This is a genomic window from Peribacillus sp. NPDC094092 (assembly GCF_050279365.1).
Lineage (GTDB): Bacteria > Bacillota > Bacilli > Bacillales > DSM-1321 > Peribacillus.
The window spans coordinates 13,337-29,070 of sequence record NZ_JBNNUC010000001.1; the positions used below are offsets into that span (position 1 = coordinate 13,337).

14 protein-coding genes and 1 pseudogene are annotated in these 15,734 nt (G+C 38.4%); 13 read left to right on the forward strand and 2 right to left on the reverse strand.

The features are described from left to right. Window positions 1-62 precede the first annotated feature (62 nt). Both nasC and cobA read left to right on the forward strand, forming a co-directional pair. Window positions 63-2,213 (forward strand): assimilatory nitrate reductase catalytic subunit NasC, encoded by a 2,151-nt coding sequence (nasC, locus tag ACQKNS_RS00065; RefSeq protein WP_427640564.1) that lies wholly within the window; start codon window positions 63-65, stop codon window positions 2,211-2,213. A 117-nt stretch (window positions 2,214-2,330) separates the two neighbouring features. After that, window positions 2,331-3,101, forward strand: coding sequence for a uroporphyrinogen-III C-methyltransferase (gene cobA, locus ACQKNS_RS00070; RefSeq protein WP_427640565.1), 771 nt, complete (start codon window positions 2,331-2,333; stop codon window positions 3,099-3,101). A gap of 187 nt (window positions 3,102-3,288) precedes the next feature. Here the strand turns inward: cobA and ACQKNS_RS00075 are convergent, their stop codons facing one another. Further along, window positions 3,289-3,645, reverse strand: a complete 357-nt coding sequence (locus ACQKNS_RS00075) for a MerR family transcriptional regulator (protein WP_427640566.1) — start codon at window positions 3,643-3,645, stop codon at window positions 3,289-3,291. Window positions 3,646-3,820: 175 nt separating this feature from the next. Here ACQKNS_RS00075 and nirB point away from each other — a divergent pair, with 175 nt between their 5' ends. The 7 genes from nirB (at window position 3,821) to ACQKNS_RS00110 (ending at window position 10,667) form a co-directional block, all read left to right on the forward strand. Continuing rightward, window positions 3,821-6,238 (forward strand): nitrite reductase large subunit NirB, encoded by a 2,418-nt coding sequence (nirB, locus tag ACQKNS_RS00080; RefSeq protein ID WP_427640567.1) that lies wholly within the window; start codon window positions 3,821-3,823, stop codon window positions 6,236-6,238. 16 nt (window positions 6,239-6,254) lie between these two features. Next, complete coding sequence (nirD, locus tag ACQKNS_RS00085; RefSeq protein ID WP_427640568.1) at window positions 6,255-6,572, forward strand: nitrite reductase small subunit NirD; 318 nt, start codon at window positions 6,255-6,257, stop codon at window positions 6,570-6,572. A 190-nt stretch (window positions 6,573-6,762) separates the two neighbouring features. Further along, complete coding sequence (locus ACQKNS_RS00090) at window positions 6,763-8,382, forward strand: family 14 glycosylhydrolase (protein WP_427640569.1); 1,620 nt, start codon at window positions 6,763-6,765, stop codon at window positions 8,380-8,382. Window positions 8,383-8,907: 525 nt separating this feature from the next. Then, window positions 8,908-9,333: an OsmC family protein gene (locus tag ACQKNS_RS00095; protein ID WP_427640570.1), complete on the forward strand. Its 426-nt coding sequence runs from the start codon at window positions 8,908-8,910 to the stop codon at window positions 9,331-9,333. Between the two features lie 335 nt (window positions 9,334-9,668). Beyond that, entirely contained in the window at window positions 9,669-9,989 is a 321-nt protein-coding gene (locus tag ACQKNS_RS00100; RefSeq protein ID WP_427640571.1) for a hypothetical protein, read from the forward strand. A gap of 211 nt (window positions 9,990-10,200) precedes the next feature. Further along, on the forward strand, window positions 10,201-10,530 hold the full coding sequence (locus ACQKNS_RS00105) for a hypothetical protein (protein WP_427640572.1): 330 nt from the start codon (window positions 10,201-10,203) through the stop codon (window positions 10,528-10,530). Then, a complete protein-coding gene (locus ACQKNS_RS00110; RefSeq protein WP_427640574.1) occupies window positions 10,491-10,667 on the forward strand; it encodes a hypothetical protein in 177 nt (58 codons plus the stop codon). The genes ACQKNS_RS00105 and ACQKNS_RS00110 overlap by 40 nt, the downstream gene beginning before the upstream one ends. Before the next feature lie 204 nt (window positions 10,668-10,871). On the opposite strand, the gene ACQKNS_RS00115 is transcribed toward ACQKNS_RS00110, so the two are convergent. Continuing rightward, a complete protein-coding gene (locus ACQKNS_RS00115) occupies window positions 10,872-11,072 on the reverse strand; it encodes a hypothetical protein (protein WP_427640575.1) in 201 nt (66 codons plus the stop codon). A 679-nt stretch (window positions 11,073-11,751) separates the two neighbouring features. On the opposite strand from ACQKNS_RS00115, the pseudogene ACQKNS_RS00120 reads away from it, so the two are divergent. The 4 genes and pseudogenes from ACQKNS_RS00120 to ACQKNS_RS00135 form a co-directional block, all read left to right on the forward strand. Continuing rightward, window positions 11,752-11,985 (forward strand): annotated as a pseudogene (locus ACQKNS_RS00120) (ArsR/SmtB family transcription factor); the annotation flags it as partial. A 93-nt stretch (window positions 11,986-12,078) separates the two neighbouring features. After that, window positions 12,079-12,471 carry an SRPBCC family protein gene (locus ACQKNS_RS00125; protein ID WP_427642084.1) on the forward strand — a complete coding sequence of 131 codons (393 nt, stop codon included), beginning with the start codon at window positions 12,079-12,081 and terminating at the stop codon, window positions 12,469-12,471. A 58-nt stretch (window positions 12,472-12,529) separates the two neighbouring features. After that, a complete protein-coding gene (locus ACQKNS_RS00130) occupies window positions 12,530-13,117 on the forward strand; it encodes a YdeI/OmpD-associated family protein (protein WP_427640576.1) in 588 nt (195 codons plus the stop codon). Window positions 13,118-13,852: 735 nt separating this feature from the next. Beyond that, window positions 13,853-15,733: a transporter substrate-binding domain-containing protein gene (locus tag ACQKNS_RS00135; RefSeq protein WP_427642085.1), complete on the forward strand. Its 1,881-nt coding sequence runs from the start codon at window positions 13,853-13,855 to the stop codon at window positions 15,731-15,733. Window position 15,734: the final 1 nt, after the last annotated feature.

Genomic DNA, 15,734 nt, shown 5'->3' on the forward strand with positions numbered 1-15,734 from the left:
AAGCACGTATTGAACCAACGGGAAAATGAAATAAGAAATCCATGAGTAAAGGGTGGAGAGCCTTGACCGAATTATTATTGAAGTATTTCCGCACAAAGCAACAAGAGATCCAATCAGAGAAACGCTATGATACACAATGTCCATTTTGCAGCATGCAATGCAAGATGCAGTTGTTGGAACAAACAATAGTTACAAGAAAAAAGTATATGACGATTGGAAAAGATAATCCAACCTCAGAGGGACGCTTATGCATTAAAGGAATGAATGCACACCAACATGCTTTGCATAAAGATCGAATTAAATACCCATTAATTAAAAAAAATGGTGAATTTATTCGAATAACATGGGAGGAAGCATTAAACCACATTAAGGAGAATTTCACTAAAATTCAAGCAGAAGATGGTGTAAATGCTTTATCTGTTTATGGGAGTGCATCCATTTCAAATGAAGAAGCATATTTGCTTGGGAAATTTGCAAGGGTAGCATTAAAAACAAAGTATATAGATTATAATGGCCGTTTGTGCATGTCCGCAGCTGCTTCGGCAGCAAGCCAAACGTTTGGAATGGACAGAGGCCTGACCAACAGCTTATCAGAGGTTCCATTCACAAAGTGCATTATCTTGGCAGGCACGAATATTGCGGAATGTCAGCCGACAATCATGCCGTACTTTGAGAAAGCGAAACAAAATGGTGCATATATCATTGCAGTAGATCCACGAGAAACAACTACTACGAAAATGGCAGACTTACATCTAAAAGTAAAACCAGGGATGGATGCCGCCTTGGCAAACGGATTATTGAAAGTGATCATTGAAGAGGATTTTATTGATGAAGCATTTATCCGGGAACGTGCAAATGGCTATAGCGAAGTTAAAGAGTATGTAACATCTTTACAGCTGGATGAAATTGCCGAATTGACAGGGGTTCCTAGCGACCAAATACAAAAAGCGGCTGTCATGTTCGGGAAAGAAGAATCAGGAATGATTTTTACAGCAAGGGGCGTTGAGCAGCAAACTGATGGTTCAGCCGCCGTTCGTAATTTTCTTAATATTCTTGTTGTTACGGGGAAAATCGGAAAAGAGAATTCGGGCTATGGAGCAATTACTGGACAGGGGAATGGGCAGGGAGCAAGAGAGCATGGCCAAAAGGCAGACCAGCTGCCGGGGTATCGCATGATTGAAAATGAGGAACATAGATTACATATTGCTAGAATATGGGGAATCGATGAGGCTGATTTGCCACGTAAAGGCGTATCAGCATACGAAATGATAGAGAAGATAAATGAAGGTGAAATTACCGGCATGTTTTTAATGTGTTCCAATCCCATTGTTTCAAATCCCAATGCTAACTTTGTGAAAAAGGCTTTGGAAAAATTAAAGTTTCTTGTAGCAGTAGATATGTTCGTTTCTGAAACTGCCAGATTGGCTGATTTGATTTTACCTACTTCGTCTTATTTAGAGGATGAAGGAACAATGACAAATATAGAAGGACGGGTAACGTTGCGGGAAGCAAGTTTTTCGTTGCCAGGAGAAGTGAAGCATGATTGGCAAATCATTTGTGATATAGCAAAAGCACTGGGAAAAGGGGAGTATTTCCCCTTTCAATCTGCAAATGAGATTTTTGAAGAATTAAGAGTCGCAAGCAGCGGGGGAACCGCAGATTACTATGGTATAACGTATGATCGATTAAGAAAAGAAGGAGGCATTTTGTGGCCATGCCCATCCATTGACCATAAAGGGACAAAAAGGTTATTCGAAACGTCTTTTGCCCATCCGGATGGAAAGGCAGCCATGGCTGCGGTTAATAATGTGCCTTTTATTCCAAAAGAACAGCCTTGTTCGGATTATCCACTTTATTTAACAACAGGAAGAATCATGTCACATTATTTAACAGGAGTACAAACGAGAAAAAGCTCATCATTATCCGCACGGAATTTTGAATCATATATGGAAATCCATCCGGAAACAGCCAGGAAATATCATATTCCAGACAATACTTTGGTGAAAATTGAATCAAGGCGGGGAAGTATTGTTGTAAGAAGCAAGTGGTCAACAACCATTCGCCATGATACTATATTCGTTCCTTTTCATTGGGCAGACTCACAAAATGTCAATCGCCTCGTTTCACAAGATTTAGATCCCGCATGCAAGATGCCTGGCTTTAAAGTCAGTGCTGTAAAAGTGCATCCTATAGTAGAGTTAACATCTAATTAGAGGGAGTTTTCTCTTCCATTTCGTCATAACTTTTTTAGGTTCAATAATGGTAAAGCTAACCACACAGCATTCCATATCAGATGGATTTTACATGACTAAAATAAAAGGGGATAAAGGATGGAAAAAGGTAAGGTCTATATTGTTGGTGCAGGACCAGGTGATCCGGATTTAATTACTGTCAAGGCAACCAAATGCCTCGCGGAAGCGGATGTCATCTTGTATGATCGATTGGTAAATCGTGAATTGCTTAAATACGGTAAGCCTGATGCTGAATACATTTATTGCGGTAAAGCGCCTGGTAATCATGGTGTCCCTCAAGAGGACATTCATCAATTGTTAATTAGTAAATCAATAGAAAGTAAAACGATCGTTCGACTAAAAGGGGGAGATCCTTTCATCTTTGGACGAGGGGGCGAGGAAGCAGAAGTGCTAGTTAAGCACGGAATTCAGTTTGAAATTGTTCCTGGAATTACATCTGGAATCGCTGCACCAGCTTATGCTGGAATTCCCGTGACTCATAGAGAATGGGGGAGTTCTTTCGCAATTGTCACAGGACACGGTGTGACCGGCAAGCCTGATAACATCAACTGGCATCATTTGGCACATGGTGTTGATACCATTGCGATTTATATGGGTATTAAAAACCTTCCATTTATCTGTAAACAACTACGCTCCTGCGGGAAGAAGGCTGATACTGCTGTTGCTGTCATCGAACAAGGAACGACAGGTTTTCAACGAACTTGTACAGGAACAATCGATTCAATAGTGGGGATTGTTACAAGAGAGCAGGTTTCCAATCCCGCCATGATTATAATAGGAGAAGTGGTGAATTTATCAACGGAATTATCATGGTTTTCAGAGAAGACAAAAGATATGGAATTCGCTTAAATGAGGAATAAATTGTCGGAAAGATTTAACGGGTATTAAAATATAAAACTGGACATGTAGGTCATCATGTCCAGTTTTACAATGTTAAAAGTGCAAGGGGAAATTGTGAACTATTTAATAGGAGTCTGAAATATTGCCATTAGAGCACTTGTTGAATCGGTTAATAAGTGCGGTTGCTTTGCGAAAATCAATTACGTAAGCCAAAGTGAGCATTCAATTGGCCCTGCAGCATTTTTTTTCGCATTTTTTCCTGTTCAATCTTCCTGTTTTCTTTTAATTTTTCCTGTCTGATTTCATTGGTTTGCACTCCATCCTCTATTTTATCGGCGATTTCGACCAATGCCTTGACGTCGGAAAAAGAGTATTTACGGTTCCCCCCCTTAGACCTTTCGGGGAAAACGAGTTTTCTTTCTTCATAATACCGGATTTGTCTATCGGATAGTCCGGTTAATTCCCTGACCACTCCTATGGAAATTACTTTTCTGTCTATATAGGATTCTTTTTGCTGGACGATGAAAATCACCTCATTTTTTGATTTAACCAAGATTAATAAGGTTATTATATCCTAATTTTCTGAATATTTGTAATAAAAACTAACATAAATCATTAATTTTTAAAAATCATGTAAGATTATATAACACACTTATTGTTATAAATAGTGACCTAACCTATAATCAAACACATAATCCTTTCAAAAAAATTTTATTGGAGGACAAAATATGGCAAAGCAGAAATTGGCGCTCATTGGGAATGGCATGGCTGGAGTAAGATGTATAGAAGAAATTTTAAAAATTCAACCAGAAAGGTTTGAGGTGACTGTCTTCGGAAGTGAGCCACATCCGAATTATGATCGAATCCAATTATCGAATGTATTGCAAGGGGCTACGACGATAGATGATATTACAATAAATGATTGGAACTGGTACAAAGAGAATAATATTACACTTTTTTCAGGTGAAACGGTTACGAACATCGACACCTCAAGGCAAATAATATTCTCAGACACAAATCGTGAAGTCGAATATGATCAATTAATTTTAGCTACCGGGTCAATCCCTTTCATTCTGCCGATAAAGGGTGCGGATAAAAAAGGAGTGACCGCCTTTCGAAATATTGAAGATTGTGAAAAAATGATCGAATATTCAAAAAACAACAAAAAAGCTGCAGTCATTGGTGGAGGATTGTTGGGTCTTGAAGCGGCCAGGGGCCTTTTAAATCTAGGTATGCAAGTAGATGTTATTCACCTTTCTGAATATTTGATGGATAGGCAGTTAGATCCAACTGCAGGTAAAATGCTGCAAAGGGAACTTGAAAGCCAGGGAATGAATTTTTATCTCGGGAAACAGACTCAGGAGGTTTTAGGTGAAAATGATGTCAAAGGATTACGCTTTAGTGATGGTGAAGAAATCAGCGCCGATTTAGTGGTCATGGCAGTTGGGATTAAGCCAAATGTGACAATGGCCCAAAATTGCGGCATCCATGTCAATCGAGGAATTATCGTGAACGATTATATGGAGACAGGAATCCCGAATATTTATGCGGTTGGTGAATGTGCGGAACACCGGGAGATGGTGTATGGTTTGGTCGCTCCCCTTTATGAACAGGGCAAAGTATTAGCCAAAAGGGTTTGCGGGCTGGAAGACAAAGCTTATGAGGGTTCAGTGCTTTCTACTAAGTTAAAAGTATCTGGTGTTGATGTATTTTCTGCTGGGGAAATTTTCGAGGATGAACAAGCTAAATCAATCAAGGAATTTAATGAATGGAATGGTACTTACAAAAAAGTAATGATTCGAAATGGGAAAATTTCTGGCGCGGTATTATTCGGGGATACCAAGGAAAGCAATAACCTATTGAGCATGATCAACAAAAATGCCGAGGTTTCCGAATACCTAAAAGTTGGAACGAGTGGAGAACCCAATGTCAGCCTTGTCACTTCGATGACAAATGATGAAATCGTCTGTGGTTGTAATGGTGTAACGAAGGGCGATATTGTGACGGCTATCGAATCCAAAGGGTTAACAAGTATTGAGGAAGTAACAGGCTGCACAAGTGCTTCTAGGTCATGCGGGGGATGCAAGCCATTAGTCGGTGATATTCTCGAGCTGACATTAGGCGCCGATTTCAGTAAGTCAAACGAAAAGGAATCCATATGCACATGCACCACTTTATCAAGAGATGAGGTCGTTGCTGAAATACGCGAAAAAAATCTGACCCATACCCGGGAAGTCATGAATGTTCTCGGCTGGAATACAAGTGATGGATGCTCGAAGTGTAAACCGGCACTGAACTATTACTTGGGCATGATCCATCCGGTTGAATATGAGGATGAAAAAGAATCCCGCTATGTCAATGAAAGGCTCCATGCAAATATTCAAAAGGACGGTACATTTTCTGTTGTGCCAAGAATGTATGGCGGCGTCACTAATCCCGATCAATTACGGAAAATAGCAAATGTTGCCGATAAGTATAATGTTAAGTTACTCAAGGTTACAGGCGGACAAAGAATAGATATGTTCGGCGTTGAAAAAGATGACCTTCCAAGGGTATGGGCCGACCTGGATATGCCTTCTGGATATGCTTATGGAAAAACCCTACGAACTGTGAAAACATGTGTCGGTGAAAACTTTTGCCGCTTTGGCACCCAAGATTCAATTGGATTGGGCATTGCCCTGGAGAAGAAATTTGAACGTGTAGGCACTCCGCATAAGGTTAAGATGGCTGTGTCTGCATGTCCGCGTAATTGTGCTGAATCCGGTATAAAAGATCTTGGTGTTGTCGGCGTGGACGGTGCATGGGAAATTTATATTGGCGGCAACGGCGGAACCCATTTAAGAGCCGCGGAATTATTATGCAAAGTGAAAACAAGTGATGAGGTAATTGAAATTGCAGGTGCATACCTCCAACATTATCGGGAGACTGCCAATTATTTAGAAAGAACGTCTGTATGGGTTGAACGTGTAGGATTCGATACCATTAAGTCGATTATTGGTGATGTGCAAAAAAGGGTTGAGCTTAATCAACGTTTAAATGAGGCCCTATCGGTATTACAAGAACCATGGAAAGAAATCATTGAGAGCAATGCGATCCAAACCGGTTTATTTCAGAAAGTGAAAATTCCAGCTTTATCAAATAAATGAATAGGGGGAAGCCTAAATGGGGAAAACGCTTCAAAAGATAAAGGTCTCAACGGTTAACGAGATGCCCAAAAACCTGGGGAAAACAATAACCATAGGCTCTCATGAAATTGCTCTTTTTCATTTGGCAAATGGTGAATTCCGAGCTATTGAAAATCGTTGCCCACATAAAGGCGGGGTTCTGGTGGAAGGTATTGTGAGTGGCGATCACGTCTTTTGCCCGATGCATGACTGGAAGATCAGTGTCATGAGTGGAAAAGTCCAAAAACCAGATAACGGTTGCGTTAAAACATTCAATGTTGAAATAGAAGATGATAATGTTTTTATTGTTTTATAAAAATATTGATGACCCGCTGAAATGGATAGTCTCTAAGACTATCCATTTTTTCTTTGACCTGACGGATTAATTGATAAATATTTCCAAAGGAAATATACTTTCTAGTAAAGGAATGTCTTTATTAAACGAATGGAATGTATAAGATTTCATTGCTGAACAAATGAATTATAGGGGAAAGGTTGGCGTTTTTATGAACAAATTATCTGTTGGCGTTTTTACCTTTATGCTGTATTTTGTTCCATTATCTAGTACTTCACCTGGATTAGCAGAAGAAAAACCAGATTACAAGCTTTATGTAATGGCCCCATTGGGCGAAATAACAGATTGGGAGGCATTTGAGGCACAGTTAAGTCAGTTGAAGGAAAATGGAGTATATGCAATAACGACAGATATTTGGTGGGGATTAGTCGAAAGTAAAAAAGATAATCAGTTTGATTGGTCCTATTATAAAAAATATGCGGAAACCGTGAAAGCTTCCGGATTAAAATGGGTGCCCATTTTGTCTACACATCAATGCGGAGGGAATGTAGGGGATGATTGTCACTATTCCATCCCGGGTTGGCTCTGGAATAAAGACACTCTGGAAAACATGGCATTCAAGAGTGAAAGTGGTTTCTGGAATAAGGAGGTACTTGCTCCATGGTGGGAAGGTACAGCCGATCAATACAACGAATTGTATAAATCCTTTGCAGAGAACTTTGCTGATAAGAAGGAATTAATAGCTAAAATATATTTAAGTGCAGGACCCGCTGGGGAACTAAGATATCCCTCCTATCAAAATGCCGATGGCTGGGAATATCCAGAAAGAGGCCAGCTTCAAGTTTATACAGAAGGTGCGAAACAAGACTTCAGGTTAACCATGAGGGAAAAATATTCAACGATAAAAAAATTAAATGCTGCGTGGGGCAAAACGTATAAAAACTGGAATGAGATTCAGCCGCCAGGAAACGGGGATGAATTTTTCACCAGGGGCGGAGCAATCGATACACAATTTGGATACGACTTTATGCAGTGGTACCAAGGAGCACTCGAAAAGCATCTTTCAAAAATCTCTAAATTCGCCCATAAACATTTTGATAAGGTCTTTGGCGTGCCAATTGGAGCTAAAATCTCGGGAGTACATTGGAAAATGAATGATCCAGTACAGCCGCATTCAGCAGAGTATAGTGCAGGGTACTATAACTACTCCCAATTATTGAATCAGTTTAAGAAATCGAATATGGCCCTCACGTTCACCTGTTTGGAAATGGGAGATCAAGACGCACATAAGGCCCCATCCTACAGCGCACCTAAAACGTTGGTTACCCATATTGCTTCATTGGCTAATGAAAAAGGAATTTCATTAAACGGGGAAAACGCCCTCCCGCTGATCAACAATGAAGGGGGCTTTGACAATATTGCAGAAATGGTTTTTAACCATGCTTTTGATGGATTTACCTTGCTAAGGATGTCCTATTTATTCGACGATGAAGGAAAACCAACTGATGAGTTCAGGATGATGACTGATAAATTGGAAGGCATGTCCATTCCAGTTACATTCACAGTTGAAAATGTACCTCCTACACATGGAGTTTACTTAATTGGGGATAGAGGGGAAATCGGCAGGTGGAATCCTGAAGATTACGAATATAAACTCACTCAAAGCACAGAAGGCAGTTGGAGTGGAACATTTCGCTTAGCCGCAAACCGATTCTATGAATTCAAGTTCGTCCTGAAAGATGAAAATGGCAATATCACTTGGCAAGAAGGGGAAAATAATAGTTATAAAACTCCTTTGAATGGAGAAGGAAAGTATCAAACTTCATGGTAGATGAGGAAATGGGTGTCTTTCATTTTTTCAAGCCTAACGGTTTCTATCTAAATATTTAAAACCCTCAAAAAGCAATTCAGGTGATTTCAGAAATCCGCTCAAAGCAAGCGTCTGGTAGGGTATCGGCTAGCCAGTTTCTGCAGGAGTGTCGCAAACTTCTTCAATCTATTCAGGGTTTCAGCCAGTTTACCTTTAGAACAAGGTTTTGAGAGCTTTCCCAACCGCCATCACTGGCGCAAGGAGCGCCGATGGGAGACCGCCTGCGGAAAGCGGGAACCTGAAGGCAACAGTCGAATTTTACAGGATGACTAACTAAGTAGTACTTATGGGAAGAATATAAAGGATGGAAAGTCATCACAAGTCAGGATCATAATACAAATCCTGAAGCCAAGTTTCTGTAAATTTGCGCACCGACCGAAATATTTTAGGGAATAATATTTTAAGACTTAAATGATCTGTACTTACATTAAATAAACAAGGACCATTTTTTGAACCAAACGACAAGTAAAGGAGGAATTGAAACAAATGAAGACAATGATTACATGGACAGGGGAAATGGCCTTTTCCGGCACAACTCCGTCGGGACATGAAATAAAGATGGATGCTGCCGAAGATGTAGGCGGAAAAAATAGCGGAGCAAGACCCACTGAGTTACTTTTGCATTCTCTTGCCGGATGCACAGGCATTGATATTGTAATGATTTTAAAGAAAATGCGATATGAAACAATGGCCTTTCAAATAGAAATAGAAGGAGCACGTTCAGAAAATCATCCAAAGCGATTTACCGATTTTCATATCCACTATTTATTGGAGGGTGATCTGCCTGAAGATAAAGTGATCCGTGCGATTCAATTATCCAAAAATACGTACTGTTCAGTATATCATTCATTAAATGCCACTATTAAAATCAGCTATTCGATAAATGGTGTTAAAGGAAAACAAGAATTATGATGTAATGGCTTAAACTCAAAGTTGATTATATATTTTTCATAAAAGAAGTACAGCCTTCATTTCATTAGTAAAGGGAGGCTGTTTTCGACTGGAATGAATATCCTTGTTCATGGATAATCATCTATACCAAAACGTGTAAACACCAGAAAATGATCCCTCTACATGTTAATCCTAGGCATATTCTTAAGAAAAACAGGTAACAGTGCTCCAATTTTGGGAAGGAAAGGATTTATTTAGCCAGTTAGTAATCAAACTGTAATCGTTTGTCATTGGAATGCCCTTGATGTTAGGAGTTTATCCATATAAACTTTAGATACTATTGAGGAGTGGTTAAGTTGAAAGAGATAACAATTGACAAATTAATTCTTAAAAATCATTTATCCATGATTGAACAATATTCATTGAAAGATTTCATGTTTAAGTGGCTTGGAAGCCCCGAAGAAGGTTTAGATGATCTTCTTCCGCTTACATACACAGATCAAGTTTTTGCAAAAATGGAAACGACATTGGAGACAAAAATAAAGATCCACGGAGAAGAAACCTTCAGATATGTCACCATTACGGAAGATAATCAAATTGTTATAGGGGGCTTAGACTCTAATCAGGAGTTAAAGTTTAGAATTGTTTCCCTGGAGGAGCGTTTGAAAAGCTACTAAAATTTTAGACATAGCATTTTCAGACAGAAAAATAAAAAGGCCATTCCTTAATTTAAGGAATGGCCTTTTTATTTTTCCATCACGTTAAGAGCACCTACAAAACCACTATATATGTATTATTGGATTAATTTAACAAAAAAATAAACAGTTATCAATTTGTCTTAGTGTATTATTAAGGTATAAGTCGATTAAACACTTGGGGGGAATTGAGATGAGTGAGACGTTGGCAAGTTCGATAAAAACGCTTTTGAAAGAAACGTTTGAAGGACCGACAAGTGATTGGAGCTATTATACGAATTCAAGACCGAATACAGGGATTTTTGGGGCACTTGATGGATTAACCTCAGAAGATGCTTCACGCTCCATAAATGGATCAACCATTGCCGCTCACTCTGACCACATTCGGTATTATTTGTGGGTAATCCGCACAATGATTAGTGGTGCAGACTTTGAAAAAGATTGGGACGCAAGCTGGACCATTGCTACTGTTGATGAGGTGAAATGGGGGAAATCAAGGAGGGCTTACATAATGAATATGTAACTCTTTTCAAAGAAATCGATACAATCGATTTAGAAAAATGGCTGACAAATATAAATGCGACGATTGCCCACTCGGCTTATCATCTTGGAGCGTTAAGGCAATTGTTAAAAAGCCTTGAAATTTCAAAAACAGTTTAACATATTGAGGATACTCCGCGGGCTGCCCGCCCGCGGCCTTCTTTGCGCCATAGATGCCCCTTGGACACGATTTTCCCGCAGGAGTCCCGAACACCGCTCCAATCAACTGGAATGTAAATTAAATAAAAAACTGCAGCTGAACTCGATTTACATTGACTTTGTCGAATTAATGGAAATGGTCTCATCCTGAGCCCCTAGGGTTTTTTACCACGTTTTTAAATATCCTTGATGTAGTTTTACTGTTTTATATAAAAAATCTCCGGAAAATTTTGCGACTCCCAGCCCAATCTGCACAGATACTTGCAGGGAGGAGACTTGGGCAGCCTGACCGCGGAAGGGAGCGGATTTCTCAAAAAAAGCGGGAACTTTTTTTAGTGCTTGTAAAATTTGATTGTTAATTTCCATTTTACTTACGTCGTCCGAATCTAAAGATGCTATTCTATTCCTTTAGCCTGTAGATTTTTATTTTGCTAACCTATATATGAAAGCATTTTAAAAAAAGGTTCGCCATTATTTTTCCAGCATCACCCCATGCCTCTGGATTTGCTACCATCAAAAAGTTGTCTCATTTTCAGTTCCACAACAACTGCGTTCAGATTTCGAGTTCCAATCCGGTATGCCCCATCATAATCTCTACCCAATCTATCTAGTGAATCAAGGATTAAATGCGGTTGTCGAATGATTAAGAGCATTCCTTGATAGTATGGCCGGTTAAAAATCTTTTCCACTTTGCTTACTGATGAGGACATATCGTTCTTCATTTCCAAGATCACGAAATTTTTTAAGCTGCGGTACTGAATTTTGACCTTTTGCTGAAACGCAAGCGTATCCAATTTTAAAAAAATACAGCTAACATTTGTTAATTTTGTAAAAAACACTTTAACTAATGGGGCAGATTAATTGTAAAAGGATTTAATAGTTTGAAGCTTAATCCATTGAACTAATAACTAAAGTGGGAATCTATATTCTTGATGATGGGAGAATAAAACAAATACGCTCATGTCAATAATAAAATTGACATGACACCAATTAGTGTCATATAATAAAAGACACCATTTAGTGTCCAATTAAAAGGGGGGGGATTTTGAACGAGAAAAGTCAAGATCGTGATATTTATGTAGCCATCGCTGACCCAACAAGACGTAAATTGTTAAGTTTGTTGACGGATGCGGAAGAATTGCCACTGAATGAGTTAACTGTTCATTTTGAAATGGGCCGTACTGCGGTTTCGAAGCATTTGGCCATCCTTAAAGAGGCAGGTCTCGTAATAAGCAGAAAGGTCGGCAGGGAAACGCGTTATCGGCTGAATGCCGCTCCATTGAGAGAAATTGAGGAGTGGGTATCGTTTTACAGGAGATTCTGGAGTGAAAGAGCCATACTTTTAAATCAAATATTACAGGAGGAACCAAAAATGAATCTAACAGTATCACAAGAGTTTAATTTTAAGAGCCCGATCGAGAAGGTATGGTTCGCCCTAACGGATGCAAATACTCTTACGAAATGGGTAATGGCTAATGATATTAAACCTGTCGTGGGGCATAAATTTCAGTTTCGGAATGAACAGTGGAATTTAATTATAGATTCCGAAGTTCTAGAAGTGGAGGAGCCTTATAAGTTATCTTACACTTGGGTAGGTGGCGGGATAAACACTACCGTCACATGGACATTAAAGCACGAGGATGGAACAACTTACTTACATCTTGATCAAGCAGGATTCGAAAAAGAAGATCAAGCGTTCAATGGTGCTAAATATGGTTGGGCGAAAATGGGCGAAGATCTTAAAAAAGTATTAGGGGAAATGTAAGACCAAAACTTTTGAACGAATAATAAAACAAACTGCTCGGAAAGAGGAGTGCTCCGTGATGACAAATAGTAAAATGAATCTTAAGGTTGATGAATTTTTAAGTAAAGCTAAAAAGTGGCAAGTAGAATATGAGACGTTGAGAAATATCGTTCTTGACTGTGACCTGACTGAAGAATTTAAATGGATGCATCCCTGTTATACGTTTGAGAAAAAAAACATAGTTTTAATCCATGGATTTAAAGAGTATTGTGCGCTTTTGTTTCACAAAGGTGCCTTGTTAAAGGATACCCACGGGATTCTAATCCAACAAACGGAGAATGTACAGGGGGCGCGGCAGATTCGGTTCACCAATGTTCAAGAAATAGTTGCAACGGAAACCATTCTGAAAGCCTATATCCAAGAAGCCATTGAAATTGAAAAAGCAGGTTTGGAATTGAATTTTAAAAGAGAATTCATAGTTCCAGAAGAACTTCAAAATAAATTCGATGAAATCCCTGCCTTGAAAAATGCTTTTGAAGCATTGACCCCTGGACGGCAAAGAGCATACATTCTTCATTTTTCTCAACCCAAACAATCCAAAACTCGAGAATCAAGAGTTGAAAAATGTATGCAGAAGATTCTGGATGGAAAGGGATTAAAAGATTAGTCTATTGTTGAGAAAATGGATTAATCAAATTTAAGAAATGACCTCACTTTGCGTTCATCCGACCTCTTTTTTGGAACGCAGGAACCACTCAATCAAATAATCAAGATGGACACCATAAGTGATCCGTAGAGCATTAGAAAACTACAGGCTTTCGCATTCCACCTAAAAAAAGATAAATACTCCATACAAAAGTGTACCCTTTGGCTTTTTGCTGAAGGTACGCTTTTCTTGAATTGACGGGTGCTTATGTTGAATATAGTTCAATCAAAGTTCTTCATTAAAAATCTTATAAAAATAAAGCGGTATTCCATTATAGGAAGCATTAATGGAGAAACAAAATACTCCATTTCTCAATTTTATACAGAGAAATTTTGCTTTTTTATTCAGGGATTTCGATGTAGGAAAATGGCTTAAAATTTTAATTCCTTATTCCTAACCTAAACCCAGCAAAGGTTGCTGGGTTTCTATTTATTTGGTTAGACAGAATCACATACTTTTTGTAGGTTATTGTTGGATTGTGTCAGATTATACTAAGAAATTAAAGGGTTCAAGTCCTGATTGGAGAAGTATATTATCATGATGTTTTTAGCCGAGGAATCATGACTGAAGGATTTTGACGTAGAAGGAGGGCTCTTAATTAAAAGGCAACTGTTTAAACCAAGTATATTTTTCTTTATAATCTTTGTTCAAACGTTTTGGTCTCCCACTGTTTTTGCTGAACAAAAAACATTTATAATTGCTGGGGAAAGTGCTCTTCCTCCATTTTCATTTGAAAATGATGCTGGTGAACTGACAGGCATCAATATTGATTTAATGGAGGAAATAGCAAAATATAATGGCGTAGATTTCAAATATATTCCGATGAGGATGGAAGAAGCCGAGAAAGCCTTAAGTAATGGAACAATTGATGCCATTGTTGGAAGTACCTATAATACCGAAAAAGAAAATCAACTTGATTTCACTCAATCCTATTTTACAATGTCCCAATCAATAATCATTCCTAGTAAAAGGAAACAGGATATTCATACGTTAACGGATCTGCGTGATTCTCATGTTGTCCTTGACCAAAACACACCAGTAATCAGTACATTTCTCAATATGAGGAATACAAATTTAACGACCGTTTCGAATCAATACTCGGGTATTTTAACCTTATTGAACAACCGTGCAGATGTATTTATCGGAAACAAATGGACTGCAGATTTCTATTTGAAAAAGTTCCGCCAAGAAAAGAATTATATCATTCTCGATGAAGTCATTGAACCAGCGGATTATACGATTGCAGTGAAAAAAGGAAATCAAACGCTTCTTTTCATGTTGAATAATACGCTCACAGAACTTAAAGCCAACCGAAATATCAATGGGATAATCGATAAATGGGTCATGCCGCAATCCAATCAAAAAATTGCCAGGCTGGAACAATTCATATTCTGGTTAATCATAATCCTAACTGCCGTGGCCCTTATTCTTCTAATCATTTACATATGGAATCAAAAGCTAAAAAAATCCGTCCATAACCAGACGTTGAAATTACATTTATTAAATAAGGATTTAGAGAAACAACGGCAAAGCATCGCTAATGCTGAAGCGTTCAAAGATCAAATCTTAAACAATATCAATAATGGAATCATAACTTTCGATCGCGATTTCATGATTACCAGCTGCAATGCAAAGGCAACAGACATTCTTAACATTTCCAAGGAAATGATTCTGAATCTTGTGAATCATTCGCAATTAATGAAGAATTTCGGAGCTTTACATCAAGAACGAAATGAGTATAATCGTACAGGTTCTTTTCGGATCTTGGTATATGATGAAGAAAATGAACAGAAGGTGATTTCATATTCGATGCATAAGATGTTCAATTCTGAAGATTTACAAACCGGATACTTACTTTCCATGAATGATGAGACGGAAAAGAAAACTTTGGAGAAAAAATTGGTCACACAAGAAAAGCTGCACGCTCTTGGTCAACTAGTTGCAGGTGTCGCTCATGAAATAAGGAATCCTTTGACATCGATAAAAACATTCATTGATTTACTTCCAAGTAAATATGATAATCCACAATTCCGACAAGTTCTAATGGAACACTTGCCTACTGAAGTTAACCGTTTGAATGCGATTGTTACCGATTTAATTGAATTTGCACGTCCGCGTCCGCCAAATATTACAAATTGCCACGCTCATGAACTTATATCATTATTAGCTTTTCATAAGGTGACAATGGAAAAAAAACAAATAAATTTCGAACAGTTGATTGAGGAGGACCTTATTTTTTATATAGATTTACAACAAATTCAACAAGTACTTCTTAACTTGGTGTTGAATTCGATTCATGCCGTAGAAGAAACAAAGGAAAAGACCATTAAAATCACCATTGATAAAGAGAACGAAAAGACAGGGCGGATTACCATATCCGATACGGGAAAAGGGATGAAACAGGAGGAACTGAACCATATTTTCGAGCCTTTTTTCACAAATAAAGAAAAGGGCGTCGGTTTGGGACTGACGTTATCGTATAGGTTAATTAAAGAAAATAACGGAGATATCCATGTGAAAAGTTATCCTAATTCAGGTACGAAATTCACCATTTCACTCCCTTTATATATTGAATAGA